Annotated in this window: 16 protein-coding genes; 2 read left to right on the top strand and 14 right to left on the bottom strand. The window is 52.7% G+C overall.

All coding sequences use genetic code 11. The annotated features are described in order from the left end of the window. Nucleotides 1-25: 25 nt before the first annotated feature. The 3 genes from NST43_RS07365 to NST43_RS07355 all read right to left on the bottom strand — a co-directional run bounded on the left by NST43_RS07365 (nucleotide 26) and on the right by NST43_RS07355 (nucleotide 2,845). Entirely contained in the window at nucleotides 26-718 is a 693-nt protein-coding gene (locus NST43_RS07365) for an ABC transporter ATP-binding protein (RefSeq protein WP_339223457.1), read from the bottom strand. Between the two features lie 185 nt (nucleotides 719-903). Further along, nucleotides 904-2,121: a PLP-dependent aminotransferase family protein gene (locus NST43_RS07360; protein WP_209991409.1), complete on the bottom strand. Its 1,218-nt coding sequence runs from the start codon at nucleotides 2,119-2,121 to the stop codon at nucleotides 904-906. A 67-nt stretch (nucleotides 2,122-2,188) separates the two neighbouring features. Then, nucleotides 2,189-2,845 (bottom strand): response regulator transcription factor, encoded by a 657-nt coding sequence (locus NST43_RS07355; RefSeq protein WP_339223455.1) that lies wholly within the window; start codon nucleotides 2,843-2,845, stop codon nucleotides 2,189-2,191. A gap of 282 nt (nucleotides 2,846-3,127) precedes the next feature. Here NST43_RS07355 and NST43_RS07350 point away from each other — a divergent pair, with 282 nt between their 5' ends. Together NST43_RS07350 and NST43_RS07345 are read left to right on the top strand one after the other, a co-directional pair. Further along, a complete protein-coding gene (locus NST43_RS07350) occupies nucleotides 3,128-3,535 on the top strand; it encodes a hypothetical protein (RefSeq protein WP_209991411.1) in 408 nt (135 codons plus the stop codon). Beyond that, nucleotides 3,532-4,599, top strand: a complete 1,068-nt coding sequence (locus tag NST43_RS07345) for a phosphodiester glycosidase family protein (RefSeq protein ID WP_339223453.1) — start codon at nucleotides 3,532-3,534, stop codon at nucleotides 4,597-4,599. The genes NST43_RS07350 and NST43_RS07345 overlap by 4 nt, the downstream gene beginning before the upstream one ends. A 388-nt stretch (nucleotides 4,600-4,987) precedes the next feature. Here NST43_RS07345 and NST43_RS07340 read toward each other — a convergent pair whose 3' ends face one another. The 11 genes from NST43_RS07340 to NST43_RS07290 form a co-directional block, all read right to left on the bottom strand. Then, nucleotides 4,988-5,242, bottom strand: a complete 255-nt coding sequence (locus NST43_RS07340) for an AbrB/MazE/SpoVT family DNA-binding domain-containing protein (RefSeq protein ID WP_209991413.1) — start codon at nucleotides 5,240-5,242, stop codon at nucleotides 4,988-4,990. A 153-nt stretch (nucleotides 5,243-5,395) separates the two neighbouring features. Further along, a complete protein-coding gene (trmL, locus tag NST43_RS07335) occupies nucleotides 5,396-5,860 on the bottom strand; it encodes a tRNA (uridine(34)/cytosine(34)/5-carboxymethylaminomethyluridine(34)-2'-O)-methyltransferase TrmL (protein WP_339223450.1) in 465 nt (154 codons plus the stop codon). 148 nt (nucleotides 5,861-6,008) lie between these two features. After that, complete coding sequence (gene serC, locus NST43_RS07330; RefSeq protein ID WP_339225363.1) at nucleotides 6,009-7,100, bottom strand: 3-phosphoserine/phosphohydroxythreonine transaminase; 1,092 nt, start codon at nucleotides 7,098-7,100, stop codon at nucleotides 6,009-6,011. A 106-nt stretch (nucleotides 7,101-7,206) separates the two neighbouring features. Beyond that, nucleotides 7,207-8,091, bottom strand: coding sequence for a hypothetical protein (locus tag NST43_RS07325; RefSeq protein ID WP_339223448.1), 885 nt, complete (start codon nucleotides 8,089-8,091; stop codon nucleotides 7,207-7,209). 145 nt (nucleotides 8,092-8,236) lie between these two features. Then, nucleotides 8,237-10,984, bottom strand: coding sequence for a cellobiose phosphorylase (locus NST43_RS07320; protein ID WP_339223446.1), 2,748 nt, complete (start codon nucleotides 10,982-10,984; stop codon nucleotides 8,237-8,239). A gap of 448 nt (nucleotides 10,985-11,432) precedes the next feature. Beyond that, the gene (gene glnA / locus NST43_RS07315) at nucleotides 11,433-12,857 is read right to left on the bottom strand and encodes a type I glutamate--ammonia ligase (RefSeq protein ID WP_209991417.1); all 1,425 of its coding nucleotides are present in this window, start codon (nucleotides 12,855-12,857) and stop codon (nucleotides 11,433-11,435) included. Further along, nucleotides 12,847-13,050 carry a hypothetical protein gene (locus NST43_RS07310; RefSeq protein ID WP_339223444.1) on the bottom strand — a complete coding sequence of 68 codons (204 nt, stop codon included), beginning with the start codon at nucleotides 13,048-13,050 and terminating at the stop codon, nucleotides 12,847-12,849. Before NST43_RS07310 ends, glnA begins: the two co-directional genes overlap by 11 nt. Before the next feature lie 89 nt (nucleotides 13,051-13,139). After that, entirely contained in the window at nucleotides 13,140-14,186 is a 1,047-nt protein-coding gene (aroF, locus tag NST43_RS07305) for a 3-deoxy-7-phosphoheptulonate synthase (RefSeq protein ID WP_209991419.1), read from the bottom strand. A 354-nt stretch (nucleotides 14,187-14,540) separates the two neighbouring features. Beyond that, nucleotides 14,541-15,497: a 4-hydroxy-3-methylbut-2-enyl diphosphate reductase gene (locus tag NST43_RS07300; RefSeq protein WP_209991512.1), complete on the bottom strand. Its 957-nt coding sequence runs from the start codon at nucleotides 15,495-15,497 to the stop codon at nucleotides 14,541-14,543. Nucleotides 15,498-15,554: 57 nt separating this feature from the next. After that, nucleotides 15,555-17,006: a HAMP domain-containing sensor histidine kinase gene (locus tag NST43_RS07295; protein ID WP_209991420.1), complete on the bottom strand. Its 1,452-nt coding sequence runs from the start codon at nucleotides 17,004-17,006 to the stop codon at nucleotides 15,555-15,557. A 1-nt stretch (nucleotide 17,007) separates the two neighbouring features. Beyond that, the gene (locus NST43_RS07290; RefSeq protein ID WP_209991421.1) at nucleotides 17,008-17,694 is read right to left on the bottom strand and encodes a response regulator transcription factor; all 687 of its coding nucleotides are present in this window, start codon (nucleotides 17,692-17,694) and stop codon (nucleotides 17,008-17,010) included. Between the last annotated feature and the right edge of the window lie 130 nt (nucleotides 17,695-17,824).

The following is a 17,824-nucleotide window of genomic DNA, read 5'->3' as shown; positions in this document are numbered from 1 at the left end:
ATGTTCTCCCCTTTTGTAAAGTAGCTCAAATCAGACGTTTGAATAAATCCTCAATCGGCATACCGTGTTCCCGCCGCAGCTCCTCCACCCTTCCCTGCAGCAGCACTTTGCCATCGTTCACAAACACCACATCCGTAAACAGACTCTCGACATCGTGAATCAGATGCGTACTGATCAGGATGGAGCTGTCCGGATCGAAATTATCCAGGATGATGCCTATGATCTTATCCCTCGTGGAAGGGTCCACCGCCGCCAGCGGCTCGTCCAGAACGAATAGCCGGGCTTTGCGCGCAAACACCAGCGAGAGGCTAACCCTCTCCTGCATCCCTTTGGATAAGGATTTCACCTTGTCCTGCAGATTCAGTCCCAAGGCTTCAATCATGCTGTACGCCTTCTCCCGCTGAAAATCGGTAAACGAGTGGTCAAAAAAAGCAATGCTCTCTTCAATCGTCATCCACGGGTACAGGAACTCGCGGTCGGGCAGGTAAGAGACGATTTTTTTGGTGTCCAGGCCGGGCCGCATCCCGCTGACCGTAAGAGTCCCCTTATAATCCCTGAGCAAAGAGACAATCAGCTTCATCAGCGTCGTCTTCCCCGCCCCGTTCGGTCCAAGCAGCCCTACGATTCTCCCGGCGGGAATGGTCAGATTAAGACCGTCCAGCGCTGTCTTCCTTCCATACCTTTTGGTTACATTGCTGCACTCCAGTACATTCTCCATCTCCTGCAACTCCTTAGATATGTATTTCCTGCTTAGTACATGTGAATATATTCACTTGTTATCTTAGACGTATTACACATCGTAATCCCTGCGGAGGACTGCACAAAAAAGGATGACCGCCAGCCATCCAGGCCCAGCGGTCATCCTGCTTCTATTTAGGGGTTCGTTCGCTCGCACCCGGACCCTTAACTACGGGCCGTGAACTCAGTGACAGCTTCACTCATCAGGTTCATTCCGAGCAACAGCTCATCCCGGCCGGGATGGCTGAAGTTCAGGCGGATGCGGTCAGTGCCTCCGCTTACACTGCACAGCGGCCCGGGCAGGAAGGCGACACCCTTCGCCAGAGCGGCGCGCAGCAGAGCCATCGCATCCAAGCCTTCGGGCAGCGATACCCAGAGGAACATGCCACCCACCGGCATATCGTACACGCTGCTCTTCCAGGCCGGACGCTTCAGCAGCTCCGCCATCAGCTTCAGGCGGGTATTGTATTCGCGGTTCAGCAGGGCGATATGCTCGCGCAGATCAAAAGCCGATACACTCAGCAGATGATGCAGCAGCCGCTGATTCAGCGAGCTGGACTGCCAGTCAGCCATCTGCTTGGCGGCAGCCATCATACCGATCAGCTCCCGGCTTCCCGCCGCCCAGCCCGTCCGCAGCGCGGGCGCGACAGTCTTGCTGAAGGAGCCGATATATAGCACATGCCCGCCCTCGCTGACATTCTCCAGCGCGTAGAGGGTTGGATACCGCCTGGAAGGATGTCCTTCACTCCGCTGGAAGTGCAGATCGCCATAAGAATCATCCTCCACAATCAGCACATTATGGGAGATACACAGCTCCAGAATCTCATGACGCCGCGCCAGGCTCCAGAGCACTCCGCTGGGATTGGTGAAGCTCGGCGCGGCGAACAGCATCTTGGGCCTGTACTGCCGGATCATGCTGCGCAGATGATCCGGCAGCAGGCCATCCTTATCACCCTGCACCGGAATAATAACGGCTCCCTGCATCCTCAGCGCCTGCAGAATACCGGGAGACGTCGGATTCTCAACCAGCACATGATCCCCGGGATCAATATACACCCTGGACAGCAGATCGATGGCCTGTTGACTGCCCGTTGTCAGCAGCACTCCGCCTTCGGCTACCGCCACGCCTTTGCTGCGGAGCCAATCTCCGGTCAGCCATTCGCGGAGCGGGCCATACCCCTCAGGCTCCCCGTATTGCAGCGCACTTGCATCTGTGGAGATAACGGTAGATGCCGCCTCAGACAGCAATGACAGCGGAAATAATTCTTCTGCCGGGAGCTCCTCTGCCAGCGAGATTAGCGTACCCCGGCGTGTCTCCTTACGGATACTCAGCAGCGGTGAAGATAACAATGTATGTGCGCGCGAAGAAAACTCATACTTCATACGCTTCCCCCCTTTATCTGGTTTAAGAATATTCCAGTCCTGACGCCATTATGTCGTAATACAGGGATTATGCGTAGATTTGCTTGTTCTGTCTTGAGAAAAGCGCGAACTTCTCAATCGCCTGCGCTCTTGTCGATACTTCCAGCTTCACATAAATCTTGCGCAGGTAGTTATCGATTGAACGGCGGCTGACTTCAATTTCAAGTGCGATTTTGTCGTATGTAATTCCTTGCACAATGCGTTCCATGATGAACATCTCCGTCTGTGTTAGCTGCAAGACACCTTCCAGTCCTCTGGAGGAGGCTACTGGACGGAAGCCCTTTTCGATCCACTCCAGCGGAATGGAGAGGAACCCTTCGCGGATACCGCGGATCATCTGCAGAAGCTGACCCGGAGTGGCTCCCTTCGACAATACCCCGCTCGCTCCCAGTTCAATCAGGGGCAGGAATATTTCCTTATCGTTCTCTTCCGTCATGATAATAATGTGAGAACACGGTGAGCTTTTTTTCATTTCCGGCAGCACCTGCTCTACGGTTCCATCATGCATCTGATAATCACTCAGCACCAGATCAGGCCTTAATTCCTCCATGCCCGCGAGACATTCTTCCCAGGTAGCGAACATGCCGTCTACCGTCAGTCCCTCCTCATCTTCCAGAATTAATTTTGTTCCCAGCATACTTGTGGGATGACACCCCACGATGACCACCTGCCAGACCTTCGTCATTAATGCCCAGACCTCCTGCTATCTATATAATTTTCCAGAATGGAAAGCGCTGTAAGCGTTTCCTGTCAACACGCAAGCAAGGATCTATGCTGTCTAAGTCTAATCTTCCTACTTTTACCTTGAATACGTCCATCAGATATTCCAATCTATAGAAATTGTATCGCAGTAGTTTAACAGGATGCAATTACTTTTTGTCGTTTCTGCGCGGCTCTTTCATTTTTGCGAAAAAGCTGAAAGTCTGATAGAATGAGGACTTGAAAAAATATGGCTTGAGGTGATGAAATGCAACCGCTAGCGGAATCGACCCGGGTACACTCTCGCCGGAGCGCAGAGAGAAGCGGCTCGTCCGTAAAATGGTTTCTACTGTTCTGGATTCTGATGATCGCAATCGGCGTTTATGCCGTGTACAGCTACAGCAATCATCTGAAAGATCAGGTGCTAAGCGAGCTTGGATCTCAAAGCCAGCAGCAGCTTACCGTTTTGAAGACCGATTACGAGTCCAAGATTGCCGTCCTGTCAGAACAAGTGAAGGAGCTTCAGAGCACCGTGCAGACATTCAATGAGCTGCTGACCTTCACCAAGGATAATGCCAGCAACAAGACTGACAATAGCAACAAGCTGTACACGCAATTAAGCGAAGTCAAGAAACAGCTCGATACGCTCAAGAAAGAGATGGATCTGCTCAAATGATGACACCTGTCAAAAGAGTGAACCGGTTCTTCATGCTTCTGACCGCTCCGTTATTCGGACTGCTGCTCTGTCTGTGGCTGTATCAGCCGCCGCTTGAGCTTAAGCTGAATACTGCACCCTTCGCAGCTGTTCCCGGACCCGTGAATGAAACCGCCCAATTGAAGCAGGATCTGGCTGTAGCCAAAAGCTATGCCTCTTACACCATAGACTCCATCGGCACCAGCGCACAGCTCTACAAGCAGACTACGAACGCTATGAACGCACTGGTCAGCACAGCAGCAGCACAGACCTCCCGGCCCGAGCGGATCTACAACCGCCGGATTAGCTCCCGGCTCGGCATTCCCGCCGATGTGATCAGCAGTGACCGGATTACCATTGAATTATACCGGCTGAACCCCGGCAACTATACAGCATACGCCATGAAGATTAAGCTGAAGGATTCGTCAGCCATGAAGATGAGCCTGGCCGGTGACGGCACAGGCGCTTCCGAGACCACCATGCAGGCCGTGAACCGCTACGGCGCCTCAGCCGGTATTAATGCCGGAGGATTCGCCGATCAGAACGGCAAGCGTTATCCGCTCTCAACCACCGTCGTCGGCGGAGAGTATCTGTACGGCTTCGAACCCAGCTACAAGGACCTCAGCTTCGTCGGCCTGAACAAGTCCGGCCAGCTGATCGGCGGCAAGTTCACCAGCCGCACCCAGCTGGATCAGCTGGAGCCGGTATTCGGGGCAACCTTCGTCCCCGTTCTGCTGAAGAATCAGAGCAAGACAGCCATCCCGCTGAAATGGCAGCTGGCCCCGAAGCGGGCACCGCGGACCATTATCGGCAACTACAAGGATAATCAGCTGCTGATTCTGGTCGCTGACGGATATAACGAGAACGGCAACTCCGGTGCTACACTGGCCGAGCTTCAAGACAAGCTGTACAACCTCGGCGTCATTGATGCTTATAACCTGGACGGTGGCGGCTCATCGTCCATGATTTTCCGCGGCAAGGTCATTAACAAGCCTTCCGACGGCAATCTGCGCCGCGTCCCGACGAACTTTCTGTTCTTCAAGTAATTCCGAGTATAACCGTCAATGCTAAATATCACATTTTCATTTATTTTTACAGATTAACAAGGTATACTCAGGATAACGAAGATCGTCAATAATGGAGGTGCCTTGCATGTCGTTCTCCCTGACTTTTTGGATCGTGACCCTGGTATTCGTACTTTTTATGGCTGGTATTCTTACTTCTTCCTACAACGACGACAAGACTAAGGGCCTGTAACCCGCCCCCCGCGAATGAACCGCCGGATGCATACCACAAAAAGGAGCACCGCACTGATGTGCGGCGCTCTTTTTGTATTGTTCACTATTCACCGAAGCCGAGTCCAACCAGCATCCATGTTATAGGACGCCGCTGTGGCGTTTTACCCTATGTAGATAATTGATGCGGTCTACGCTTTTACGCGTGTCTTGGCAATTGGGTCATTTCGGAAAGACAGCTTGAACAAATATAACGGTCTTTATATTCGCTTACGCCTTCGACAGATCCACAGAAGACACACTTCGGACGGTAACGCTCCAGAATAATGTGGTCGCCCTGAACCAGAATCTCAACAGGGTCACCTTCATTCATTTGATACCTTTTACGCAGAGACTTAGGCAGAACAATTCTACCCAGCTGATCTACTTTACGTACAACGCCAGCAGGTTTCATATCTAACTTACACTCTCCTGTTCAACTTATGATTAGTAGTGCCATTTCAGACATCTAAGTTCACGTACCCTATTACTTTCTTCGGCACTATTCAACTATTTCGTTACTAAAATGTCGAATCCTGCTGAAAAAAATAAAAAATGATGTCAACTTTTAGAAAAGTTGTGGGAAATCGAGCTGCCGGAGCGCTTCGTAGACCACAATCGCTGCCGAATTGGATAAATTCAGCGATCTTACCGCCTCGCTCATCGGCATCCGCATCGCCGTTTCTTGTCCAACCTCCAGAATCTCTGCCGGTAATCCTTTGGTTTCTTTACCGAACACGAAGAAGTCTCCATCGCGGAAACTGAAATCGCTATAACGTTTCTTGGCCTTGGTGGTTGCATAGAAGAAACGGCCTTCCTGATACTTCTCAAGCACTTCACTGAAGGAATTGTGGTATTCAATATTCACCGCATGCCAATAATCGAGTCCGGCACGCTTCAGCGTAGCATCGTCTGTGCGGAAGCCCAGCGGGTGTACGAGATGGAGATGGGTTCCTGTTGCCGCGCAGGTGCGGGCGATATTGCCGGTATTCGCCGGAATTTCCGGTTCCACCAGCACAATGTGTAATGCCATAATATGGACGCTTCCTCTCTGTAGGGTCTTAAAGACTGCGGCGGAGTAAGTACCCGCAGTTCCTTCCTTGGCCCTGTGATGTATTCTTGATGCTGCGGGCAAGAAGAAACCTTCCGCTGCCAGGCGGAAGGTCAGGAACGTTCTTTCATTACCCTTGAGTTTGCCGGAAATGCTTCATGAAATCAGCCAGTGCCTTAACGCTCTCATGTGGAACCGCGTTGTAGATCGAAGCCCGTAAGCCGCCTACGCTGCGGTGTCCCTTGAGGCCGACAAAGCCTTCTGCTTCGGAAGCTTTGATGAACTGCTTCTCCAGCTCCTCCGATGGCATCCGGAACGTTACATTCATGATGGAACGGCTGCCTTCTTCCGCAACTCCGCGGTAGAAGCCGTCGCTGCCGTCGATATAATCATATAGGAGACCTGCTTTGTCACGGTTCTTGGCTTCAGTGCCGGCAAGCCCGCCCTGTTCCTCAATCCATTTTAACACTTCATTAACCATATATACAGAGAAGGATGGCGGCGTATTGTAGAGAGAGTTATTCTTGTAATGAGTATCATACCGCAGAATCGTCGGAATATTCGCCGGAGAACTTGCGATCAGCTCTTCCTTGGCAATCACTACGGTGACGCCTGAGGGTCCGAGATTCTTCTGCGCACCAGCATAAATCAGGCCGAATTGGTTCACATCGAAATCGCGGCTCAGAATATCACTGGACATATCGGCAATCAGCGGAATGTTACCGGCATCAGGATACTGTGCATACTGCGTACCTTCAATCGTTTCATTTGAGGTGACATGCAGATAAGCTGCATTGTCCGCAGCCTTGATGCTGCTAAGCTCAGGAATGGCCAGGAATTTCTTGTCTGCCGAGGAAGCAGCTACATGCCCGCCGCCTGTCAGCTTGGCTTCCTTCAGGGCTTTGTCTGCCCAGCTTCCTGTCATAACATAGCTGCCGACCTGGCCTTCTGAGATAAAATTCATTGGAACCATAGCGAACTGTGTGCTTGCCCCGCCCTGGATGAACAATACCTTGTAGCCCTGCGGATTGCCGAGGAGCGAAAGCAGGCGTTCCTGAGCTTCATTATGCACGGATTCGTATATCGCCCCACGGTGCGACATCTCCATAATGGACATTCCGCTCTCCCGGAATTCAACGAACTCCGCCTGTGCACGTTCCAATACTGCCAGCGGCAATGCGGCCGGACCGGCATTAAAATTGTAGGCTCTCTTGCTCAAAATAACTCCCACCCTTTCTCTCCTATGAATATGGATATCGCTATGATAGCAGATAACGATAAACACCAGCAAGTATAATTATTCACATATGAGGGAATCTAGACCGCATTCAGGAGACCGAAAACAGGTAGCTGCGGCTCCACCCCTTGCTGTGACGCGGTAAAATAGTGATGTCGGCAAAAACTTCGGGCGAAATCACATGCTTGTCTCCCCACAGTGCGATCCGCTCGGCGGCAAAATCTCCGCTCTCTCTGATACAGGCTCCGCTCGGCTTATGGATCAGCTCCCAGTAATAATCCGCCTCTTCCTGCTCCCAGCCTTCGAGTCTGCAATAGAATTGGCGGTCCGCTTCCCCTGCCCATGTCAGGCTATTCCCGTCTACGCTGAGCAAATTCTCCGTATAAGCGGATTCCGGGGCTACGATCTGCGGCGTTCCCGGCAGCCTAAGCTCATAATCCGTCCCTACAAGCGCCCCATCAATGCCGACAAAATTATGAATATACTCTTCAATCCGCAGCGCTTCGGTCCCTGTATTCTCTACCATGTAAGAAATGTCCAGCCGGTTCCCTTCCAGCTTCAACGTCTTGACCAGCCGCATGCTGTAGCCCCGGCATTCCAGCGGCTGCACAGTGTATGTAACCGATTGTCCGCTCCACTCTTCAGTGACCGGAAACGGTTTTAGCGGATACTTCCCTACGAATGAATAAGGCTCATCACTTTGCTTCTGCAGCAGCCCGATACCGAATTTGGGAAACCATTCCCCGGCGGCAGCATCCTCATAGCCAATTGCCCGGGAAATGCCAAACTCATTGCAGAGGCCTATCCCTCCCGTACCCTGTCCTGGCACCAGACTTTCCGGAACGCAAAAGGTATGCCCGCCCTGCTCCAGCGTCACTCCTGTAATAAATCCGGTCCAGTCAAAACGGGTGCCCCCGTAGGCTCCCACCTCAGCAATCTCTACTGTCAGTACTCCATTAGATAGTATACGTGTCATTAATCTCTTTCCTTTCTGTCCTTAAATGGACGCAGCACATCCTATCATAGCATTACCAGGCCCATTCTATACGGTATATTTGGATATTGAAACGCCTGCTCTGCACAGACCGGCAGAGCAGGCGATAGTATTCAGCAGCTCCGGCTTAGGCCAGTTCTACCTCCAGCAGATGAATTTCTCCTTCAGGCAGGCCTGTCAGCAGGCTGCGTGGAATCACAACGCCCTCTGAGACGCGCTGAAGCGTTACCTCAGCTCCGTTCAAGCGGGCTGCGTGTATTTGATACTCTCCATACTCCGTGCTTCCTGAGGCCGTATAGACGACTTTCAGCTCGCGTCCGGCAAAGATAGTCTTGATAGCGGCGCTCTTATCGCCGTCAAACTGTTCATTTACCAGCTTCGGCTGCAGCAGCAGGTCGCCGAGCTTGCCTTTGACGCCAAATACTTCAGTGACCATGGTCAGCAGCAGCCAGCTTGCCGAGCCTGTCAGATACGTATACATTCCTCTGCCCTGCTCGTTGATATATTCCGGGATACCGGGATACATCCGGCTGACCTCGAAGTTCGCACTCAGGCGATACAGTGAGTCCAGCACCTTGCGGCCTTCTTTGACATATCCGCGCTTATACAGCGCATTTCCGTACATAACGGTCATGTGGCTGAACATGGCCCCGTTCTCCTTGTGTCCGAAGGCGAACCCGAAAGCACGGCCCAGATTCTGCTGAATACCGCCAAAGTTACTGTTCAGCCGGTAGCCGATCTTCTCATCGTACAGATTGCGCTCTACGGCAGAGATGATCGCAGGAATCTGCTCTGGAGCAGCCGCGTGGCCCAGGAGCGGGAAGACCTGTCCGGTAAGCGTCATCCGTGTGCCTGAGGCACCTTCACCCTCTACCCGTTCCCCGTCATTATTATAATAGCCGTTGAACCAGCCGTCACCGTGTCCGCTCTCTACCCATTCATTGCGGCGCAGGTGATCGAAGATCCATTCTGCTTTACGGGCGAGATCTGCTGCAACCTCGTCAAGCTTCAGGACGGTTTTCTCCCCGCTCACCTTGTTCGGTGCAGCAGCATAGTAGCGGCTGAGCTGCTCATGCTTGGCAGAGATAGATTCATAGTTGACCGCTTGCCCCAGTGAATCGAGCAGCAGCACCATCTCTTCAGCCAGCTCCAGCGTATCTCCGCCAGTCCGGTCCTTCAGGGTAATCAGCAGCTTGGACAGATCGAGCAGATTGCTGGCATAGAAGGCAGTGAAGGTGACACTTTCGCCCCGCTGTGCAGCCATATCGAGGCCGTCATTCCAGTCCGCTCCTTCCAGCAGGATGTTGTTATGCTCACCCACATTGAAGAAGGGAACCAGATTCTGCAGCAGGATATGCTCTAGAATAGTACCTGAATAGACTTCGCCCGCAGTTGTCCGCAGACTGCTTCCAGTACCCGGTTCCCAGGAGGCATCGCGGTCCTTACAGCGGTTCATGAAGCTATCGCGGAAGTAGGTCTGCTCCTGCAGCAGGAAGTCCAGATCCCCGCTCTGATCCAGATAGAGCATGGTAGTCAGGAACGGCCACGCACCATGGTCCATCCAGACCCGTGGAATATTGTTGCGGTCCGCAATGAATTCGCCCGGCTGCTGACCGATGATCGTCGCATTGCTGCCGTCTATTCGGACTCCGGCGTAGTTGTTCAGGAGCAGGCTGCGTACATCCGCAGGCTCCATAATCAATAGAGCCAGACAATCCTGCCAGAGATCGCGCCAGCCGCGTCCCCCTCTGCCGTAATCGTGGTAAGGCAGGAACGAGTTACCGTATAATCTGCGCAGAACCGGCTGCAGCGTGACCCATTTCATCCATTCGTCGGCGGCATGATCTCCTGTATGGAATTCTACCGTATTGACTTTATCCGCCCAGAAATGCTTATTCTCTTCAAGCAATGTATCAAAAGCCGCAACCGAGCCATATTTGGCCATCAGCGCCTGCACATCGATTCTATCATTGTCAATAGCCATCGCTATGACATAAGAATGACTCTGACCTGGTTCCAGAGTGATCGCGGCGAACCGCAGGCCTCCCAGTGCCTCGTATCCTTCCTTAGCTGCTTCGCCGCCTTTCCCAATCGGCGGAGCCAGATTGTTCACAACGGCTTCCGGCCAGTCCAAGCTTCCACCCTCGCCGATGAATTCCTCCTGCACCGGGAATAATCCTGTTGGCAGCGTACCGCCCTCGCCAGCCCCGAATACCCCGTACGAAGTATGATTCACCCGGTGGCCGCGTTCGTCGAAGGACAGGGCAGGCTGTACCTCTACACCATAATCCGAAGTATAGATCCGGTTCAGCAGCGAGGTGACATGCCGGTGATCGCGCAGATCATCCGCAGAACGTGCATACAGCGGAATAGCCGCAGTAGGTGTCAGCGTAAGCGCCTCTGTACCACTGTTTGTAAGTACCACCTTCATTAGCTCAACCTTGTCGTTGCCGCAGGGTACGAAGCTTGTGATCTGCGCCCTTAGCCCCAGGTCACTACTCTCCCGCGTCACCCGATGCCACAGAAGTCCTGCTTCCAGCAAGGATTCATCTGCTGCTTCGTCATAGAACGCCGCATTCTGCCGTGCGGAATTGCCCGCAGCCGACCAGGCTCCCTTACCTTCAATGTACACCCAGAAATTGCGCGAGGCGCGGGAATTATGCAGATCCTCCACCGAGATGGGCGGTGTCAGAAAGGTATTATGGCCTGAAGCGGCTTGACCATGCAGCTTAGGACTGACTGAGGACATCATGCCCCCTTCATTAACTAGCGGAAAATATAAAAAACTGCTCCGGTCCGGCTGCTCCAGCCGAAAGTCCCCGTTATTCCCGGTGAAGCTCCAGCCTGCTTTTGATCCATTGGTTTGTTCTTTCAATCCATTCATCCTCCCTGTTCCCTAACAGCAGATCTCTTCTTGTTTGCGTTGATAACATGACCACACGAGCACATAATTGCATAACCCGAATCCGCTTTCCGAAATCGGTTTCGGTTCCATTATCACACCGTTATTTCCCTTTGTAAAGCGTTATTTGTGACTTATGAGCAGAGATTGATGTGCAAAGTTAATACTCAAAAACTCAGAACGCCACATTAAATTGTAACTTTATTACATTAATACTATTTAAATAACGAAACTTTACGAAAACACAATATTAAGCTATTTGTAACCCATGAGAACGGGGTTCCACATTTGCTCAACTAGCACACATTCGCCGAATTCAGGAGGACTAATGCTCTTTACACGCAAACACGCAAAAAGCCCCCGGAATCAATGATTCCAGGGGCCTCTCTATCCAGCTATATTCACACTAGACCAGCTTATCTTATACGTCGAAGTACAGGGAGTATTCATGCGGATGAACGCGGATGGCAACGGCTTGAGCTTCGGAACGCTTCAGGGCGATATAGTTATCGATGAAGTCCTTGGTGAATACGCCGCCCTCTGTCAGGAACTCGAAGTCAGCCTCCAGTGCATCCAGAGCTTCGTCCAGGGAAGCTGGAACGCTGCGGATCTTCTCTTTGTCTGCATCAGACAATTCGTAGATGTTCTTGTCCAGCGGACCGTAGCCCATTTCTTCAGGGTTGATCTTCTTCTTAATTCCGTCCAGACCTGCCATCAACATAGCGGAGAAGGCCAGATATGGGTTAGCCGTGGAGTCCGGTGTACGGAATTCGATGCGACAGCCCTTAGGTGTCACAGCAGCAACCGGGATACGGACAGCAGCGGAACGGTTACCCTTGGAATAGACCAGGTTGACCGGTGCTTCATAGCCAGGAACCAGACGTTTGAAGGAGTTGGTGCTTGGGTTCGTCAGCGCGATCAATGCAGGAGCATGATACAGGATACCGCCGATGTAATGCAGCGCCATTTCACTCAGGTTGGCATATGCGCCTTTTTCGTAGAACAATGGAGCATCGCCGTTGAAAATCGATTGGTGAACGTGCATTCCGCTACCGTTATCGCCGAACAGCGGTTTTGGCATGAAGGTCGCTACCTTGCCGTATTGGCGTGCAGTGTTCTGCACAATGTATTTGTATGTGAGGAGGTTATCAGCTGTTTTCTTCAAGGTGTCAAAACGGAAGTTGATCTCCGCTTGGCCTGCTGTTGCTACTTCGTGGTGGTGACGCTCGATTTCGAGGCCAGCTTCACCAAGCAGACGGCACATTTCACTGCGGATATCCTGCTGGGAATCCACTGGAGCTACAGGCACGTATCCGCCCTTCACGCCAACCTTGAATGCCATGTTGCCGCCTTCTTCCTTGCGGCCAGTGTTCCATGCTGCTTCCTCGGAATCTACGTAGAAGGAGGAAGTATTCATTCCGCTCTCGTAACGTACATCGTCGAAGATGAAGAACTCGGATTCAGGTGCGAAGAATGCTGCTGTACCTACACCGCTGGATTGCAGGAATTCTTCAGCCTTCACTGCGATACCGCGCGGGTCGCGCTCATAACGTTCGCCATCCGGCGTGAAGATGTCGCACATAATGTTCAGCGTCGGGTGAGCAGTGAACGGGTCAATGTAAGTGGTGCTTGGATCAGGCATCATTACCATATCCGACTCTTCAATCCCCCGGAAGCCTGTAATGGAAGAACCATCGAATGCTACTCCATTTACAAAGGTTTCTTCTTCAACTGCGGATGCGGGCAAAGAGATGTGGTGAGCACGTCCACCCAAATCTACAAACCGGAAATCCACCCACTCGATATTGTTTTCCTTGATCGTCTGCAATACTTTTTCAACCGACATGCTTAATTCCTCCCCAGATTCCGAACATTAGGCCGCTCATCGTATCAAATGTTCTTGTTTTTATTTTTTTGCTGTCGTCATTATAAAACGCATACCTAACATCGTCAATGCTTATGTCAGGTATTTCTTGCGACAATGTAAGATATTCTGACGCTTTGGTGAAAATAGCAAATTCATACGGATTCCATGTCACCTTTGTCCCAGGTGCAGCAAAAACAGCCCCCATCCTCCGCCCTGGAACGGGGAGAAGAGAGCTGTTCATTAGTCATTATACGTTGAAAATCACACTACAGGCGCAGCCTCCAGAGAAGGAGAGAACTTGCGGCCTACCAGCGGTGCCAGCTTCTCCAGATCGCGCAGCAGGCTGTCAAACTGTTCAGGGAACAGGGACTGCACGCCGTCGCCGGTCATGGAGTTATCAGGGTCGGTATGCATCTCGATAATCAGACCGTTGGCGCCGGCAGCAACTGAGGCCTTGGCCATAGGGGCTACCAGTTCACGGCGTCCGGTGCCGTGGCTCGGGTCAGAGATTACAGGCAGGTGGCTGAGATTCTGCAGCACAGGAATGGCCGACAGATCCAGTGTGTTGCGCGTGTAAGTCTCGAAGGTACGGATGCCGCGCTCGCATAGCATGACATCCCGGTTGCCCCCGGCGAGAATGTATTCTGCCGCATTCAGCAGCTCATCATAGGTCGCACTGAACCCGCGCTTCAGTAGCACAGGACGGCCGCAGGTCCCCAGCTTGCGCAGCAGATCAAAGTTCTGCATGTTGCGTGTACCTACCTGCAGAATATCCGCGTGCTCGGCACAGATATCCACATATTCCGGCGTCATGACCTCAGTAATGGTCAGCAGGCCGTGACGTTTGCCGGCTTCCGCCATCATCGTCAGCCCTTCCACGCCAACTCCCTGGAAGCTGTAAGGTCCGGTACGCGGCTTGAAGGCACCTCCGCGCAGCACCTGGCCGCCGGAAGCCTTGACCAGCCGGGCAATCTCATCGATCTGCTCCGGAGATTCCACAGCACAAGGGCCGCCCATAATAACCATGTTCTCCCCGCCGATCTTCACTCCGCGGATATCGATAACCGTATCCTCCGGATGGAAGTCGCGGCTTGCGAGCTTGTAGGATTTGGTAATCTTCACCACGTTCTCCACGCCCTTCATCTGGCGCAGATGCTCGGCAAGCTTCGGAGTGACGCCCCCGACCAGTCCGATTACGGTATGGTCAGCCCCTACTGAGAGGTGGACCTGCAAGCCTTCCTTCTCAATCACGGCAATAATCTCATTCACCTGTTCCTGAGGTGTTTGGTTGGATGTAATAACGATCATATTATAGCTCCCCTTTTGGACCTGTATTGGTGTTGTTAGATAGTCCGACACACTACTGATTCTCTAATTCACTATCTCGCTACGACGCGTGTACGCTTTTAAGCACTAAAGTGATTTTACCGCATATTTCCCTTTCAGTCAACCACTATTCCCCCGCTTCGCGTGAATTCCAGGTGGCAAAACAAGTAGAAACGGCTTTGCCGTCCTTTTAAAGGACGGTACCGTTTCAGCGAGAAATAGAAGGATAAGTATCTTGTGCAACATATACATTCTTATATTTCGAAAAAAAGCAGCACAGCCCTCTCAGGCCGCACTGCCGATTGAATCGTATGAATTCCTTGTTATTCCGAACTGTCAGTTGGTGCTCGCTGTCTTTTTCTTCACCGGCGGCAGGAGCTTCGCCATATTAACCGTGCGCGTGATCTCCCAAGTCTCCGGCTTCGCTTCGTCATACTGCTCCAGATAATTAATGACTTCCTTGGTGATCGGTGTCGGCGTAGAAGCGCCGGAAGTCACACCTACCTTGGTAATTCCCTTCAGCCACTCCGTATTCAGCTCGGAGACGTCAGCGATCCGGTAAGCGGTAACTCCGGCGATCTCCTCTGATACTTGTGCCAAGCGGTTAGAGTTATTGCTGCGCGGATCACCCACCACAATAACCAGCTCGCACTGGCCCGCCTGCTCAGCGACAGCCTCCTGCCGCACCTGCGTAGCCATACAAATCTCATTATGAACCTCGGCGCCGGGGAAGGTCTCCAGCAGCTTGCGCATAATATGCTTGATATCCCACTGGCTCATTGTAGTCTGGTTTGTAATGACAATCCGTGAGGAAGGGATAGAGAGCCCGGCAATATCCTCTTCCTTTTCGATCAGATGGACATGCTCCGGCGCAATTCCCACCGCACCTTCCGGCTCCGGATGGCCTTTCTTGCCGATATAGATAATTTCGCAGCCCTCATCAACCTTCTCCTTAATGAGGTCATGCGTCTTCGTCACATCAGGGCAGGTAGCATCTACCGTAGTCAGCCCTTTGGCGCGTGCCATCTTACGGACCTCGGGCGATACGCCGTGCGCTGTGAAGATGACTGTTCCCTTATCTACTTTATCTAGAATATCCAGACGGTTATGCCCGTCCAGCGTAATGATTCCGTCATCCTCGAAGGAGTTCGTGACATGGCTGTTGTGCACAATCATGCCCAGTATATAAATCGGCCGGGGCAAATCAAGATTCTGCGCAGCCTGCCGTGCCATTACCATAGCATCGACGACGCCATAGCAATACCCCCGGGGAGAGATTTTGATGACTTCCATGAATTCACCGCTTTCTGCTGTCAATGACTGCTGTAATAGGAGCCCCTCAATTATAACCTATTCCAGCGGCGGGGCAAAGAGAAGCGGCAGCCAGATGACAAAGGTAGTCCCTTCCCCCTGACGGGTGACCACCTCAACAGAGCCTCCATGCTCTTCAATAATCCATTTGGCAATGGACAATCCAAGCCCGATGCCTTCCGTGATTCCTCTGGATTCATCTGCGCGGTAGAAGCGGTCGAAGATATGCGGCACCTCATCTTTGTCCATCCCGATTCCCGTATCGGCAATGCGGATTCCTACCTGATTCTGATACAGCAATGCATCCAGCGTAACCTCACCGGCCGGGGTATATTTGAACGCATTGTCAATGAAAATAAACATCATCTGCTGCAGATAATCCTTATTCCCCAGGATATACTTACCGTTCAGATGGCCCATCTCACCGACAGACCACTCCGCTTCACGCGTCAGGAACGACGCCCGGCGGGCCACTTCAGTCATCATCGGCTCCAGTGCTACCGGCTCGATCTCGAAGGTCCGGCCGGTATCCGCCCGGGCCAGGGAGAGCATATCCGCGACCAGACGGCTCATGCGCTTAGACTCATCAGCAATATCCTTCACGGATTCGATCGAGAGCTGACGGATCTCCGCCTCGGTCATCCGGCTGTCCTGCGGGTCCATCTCCCAGACCTTTTGCAATAGATCAATGTTCCCGCGGATGGTTGTAAGCGGTGTCCGCAGCTCATGCGAAGCATCCGAGACGAAGCGGCGCTGCGTGGCATAGGCCTCCTCCAGCCCCGTATAGAAGCCCTCCATCCGCCCAAGCATACTGTTGACCGTCGCGATCAGCCGCCCGATCTCATCCTCCGGCCCGTCGTATTCGATCCGTGAGCTGAGGTCGGTTCCCGTCTGTATCCCGTTCGCCGCCTCAATGACCATGCCGATCGGGCTCATCGCCTTGCGGGCCAGGAACAGGCCGAAGGTGAAGGCCGCGACCAGAGTAGCGAAGGAACCGGCCAGCAAAATATTCTTTAGCCGGTTAAGCAGCGTGACCTGTTCCCCCGTATAGACGGCGACCTGAAGGACAGCAGGCGCAGGCAGACTGTTGTTGAGCGTTACATCAACCGCCCGCTGATAGATCAGGAAGGGGTTGCCGCCATACCTGGCTTGCAGGAATCCCTCCTGGCTATGCAGGTCCTCCTTGGCAGGAACCTGGAATTTCAGTTTAATTTCGGTCATATTCGGGCTTGGAATCAGCCGGTCCAGATCATAGATGTACATTTGGGCAAACAGGCTCTGACCCGCCGGTCCCCCAAGCATCGGCTGAAGGGTTCCGTCCTGAGTCAGGCCAGCCTTCAATTCTACCTGTTGCGACAGATTCTGGAGCCGGTCCTTCAAATCGCCATACGTATTAATATAGACAAAGCCGTAGATAACCGCCGACAAGACCAGCAGCATAACGGCAAGAATCCCAGAATACCAGGCAGTGAGCCGCAAACGTATGGACATATTAGTCACCTCTTAGGATGTAACCGGCTCCCCGGATCGTCTGAATCAGTCGTTTGCCGCCATGCTCCTCCGTCTTCTGGCGCAGCATTGCAATATATACCTCCAGCACATTCGATTCCCCGCTGTAATCATAGCCCCAGATCTTATCCATGATGAGATCGCGGGAGAGCACCCGCTTCGGGTTCTGCATGAACAGATGCAATAGCTCGAATTCCTTCGCCGTCAGCTCCAGGCGACGGCCGGCGCGGGTTACTTCCCGGGAATCCACATCCAGCGTAATATCCTCATAAGAGACCGCTTGATCCGGGCTTCCTCCCTGCTCGCTTTTGCGCCGGAGCAGTGCCCGGACTCTGGCCAGCAGCTCCTCCAGAGCAAACGGCTTCACCAGATAGTCATCTGCACCCAGGTCAAGCCCCTTCACCCGGTGTTCAATTTCATCCTTAGCGGTCAGCATCAGCACAGGAACACTGCTGCCGCCCTCACGCAGACGACGGCATACCTCGAACCCGTCGACCTGTGGCATCATGACATCCAGAATGACCACATCGGGATCACTGTTCAGAACAGCGCGCAGCCCATCCGCCCCGTTCGACGCAGTCTTGACATCATAGCCCTCAAAGGCCAGCCCGCGGCGGAGCATGGAGGTTATTTTCTCATCATCATCAATTATTAGTATATTCGGTCGCATCCGGCAGCCCCCATTGTCTCATTCATATATCTCTATTGTATCAGATGCACCAGTCTCTCCGCATCCGTACACGAACAGCACAGAGCGGAAGGGTTGCCCCTTCCGCTCTGCCGCTCACCGTCCGGTGTGC

This window comes from Paenibacillus sp. FSL H8-0332 (genome assembly GCF_037963835.1).
GTDB lineage: Bacteria > Bacillota > Bacilli > Paenibacillales > Paenibacillaceae > Paenibacillus_AQ > Paenibacillus_AQ rhizoplanae.
The sequence above is the reverse complement of the archived record's forward strand: the minus strand, read 5'-3'. Positions and strand labels throughout refer to the sequence as shown.

Excerpts from the sequence above, each read along its gene's own strand:
- NST43_RS07365 (WP_339223457.1), bottom strand. The coding sequence starts at position 718 with ATGGAGAATGTACTGGAGTGCAGCAATGTAACCAAAAGGTATGGAAGG.
- NST43_RS07360 (WP_209991409.1), bottom strand. The coding sequence starts at position 2,121 with ATGAAGTATGAGTTTTCTTCGCGCGCACATACATTGTTATCTTCACCG.
- NST43_RS07355 (WP_339223455.1), bottom strand. The coding sequence starts at position 2,845 with ATGACGAAGGTCTGGCAGGTGGTCATCGTGGGGTGTCATCCCACAAGT.
- NST43_RS07350 (WP_209991411.1), top strand. The coding sequence starts at position 3,128 with ATGCAACCGCTAGCGGAATCGACCCGGGTACACTCTCGCCGGAGCGCA.
- NST43_RS07345 (WP_339223453.1), top strand. The coding sequence starts at position 3,532 with ATGATGACACCTGTCAAAAGAGTGAACCGGTTCTTCATGCTTCTGACC.
- NST43_RS07340 (WP_209991413.1), bottom strand. The coding sequence starts at position 5,242 with ATGAAACCTGCTGGCGTTGTACGTAAAGTAGATCAGCTGGGTAGAATT.
- trmL (WP_339223450.1), bottom strand. The coding sequence starts at position 5,860 with ATGGCATTACACATTGTGCTGGTGGAACCGGAAATTCCGGCGAATACC.
- NST43_RS07325 (WP_339223448.1), bottom strand. The coding sequence starts at position 8,091 with ATGACACGTATACTATCTAATGGAGTACTGACAGTAGAGATTGCTGAG.
- glnA (WP_209991417.1), bottom strand. The coding sequence starts at position 12,857 with ATGTCGGTTGAAAAAGTATTGCAGACGATCAAGGAAAACAATATCGAG.
- aroF (WP_209991419.1), bottom strand. The coding sequence starts at position 14,186 with ATGATCGTTATTACATCCAACCAAACACCTCAGGAACAGGTGAATGAG.
- NST43_RS07300 (WP_209991512.1), bottom strand. The coding sequence starts at position 15,497 with ATGGAAGTCATCAAAATCTCTCCCCGGGGGTATTGCTATGGCGTCGTC.
- NST43_RS07295 (WP_209991420.1), bottom strand. The coding sequence starts at position 17,006 with ATGTCCATACGTTTGCGGCTCACTGCCTGGTATTCTGGGATTCTTGCC.
- NST43_RS07290 (WP_209991421.1), bottom strand. The coding sequence starts at position 17,694 with ATGCGACCGAATATACTAATAATTGATGATGATGAGAAAATAACCTCC.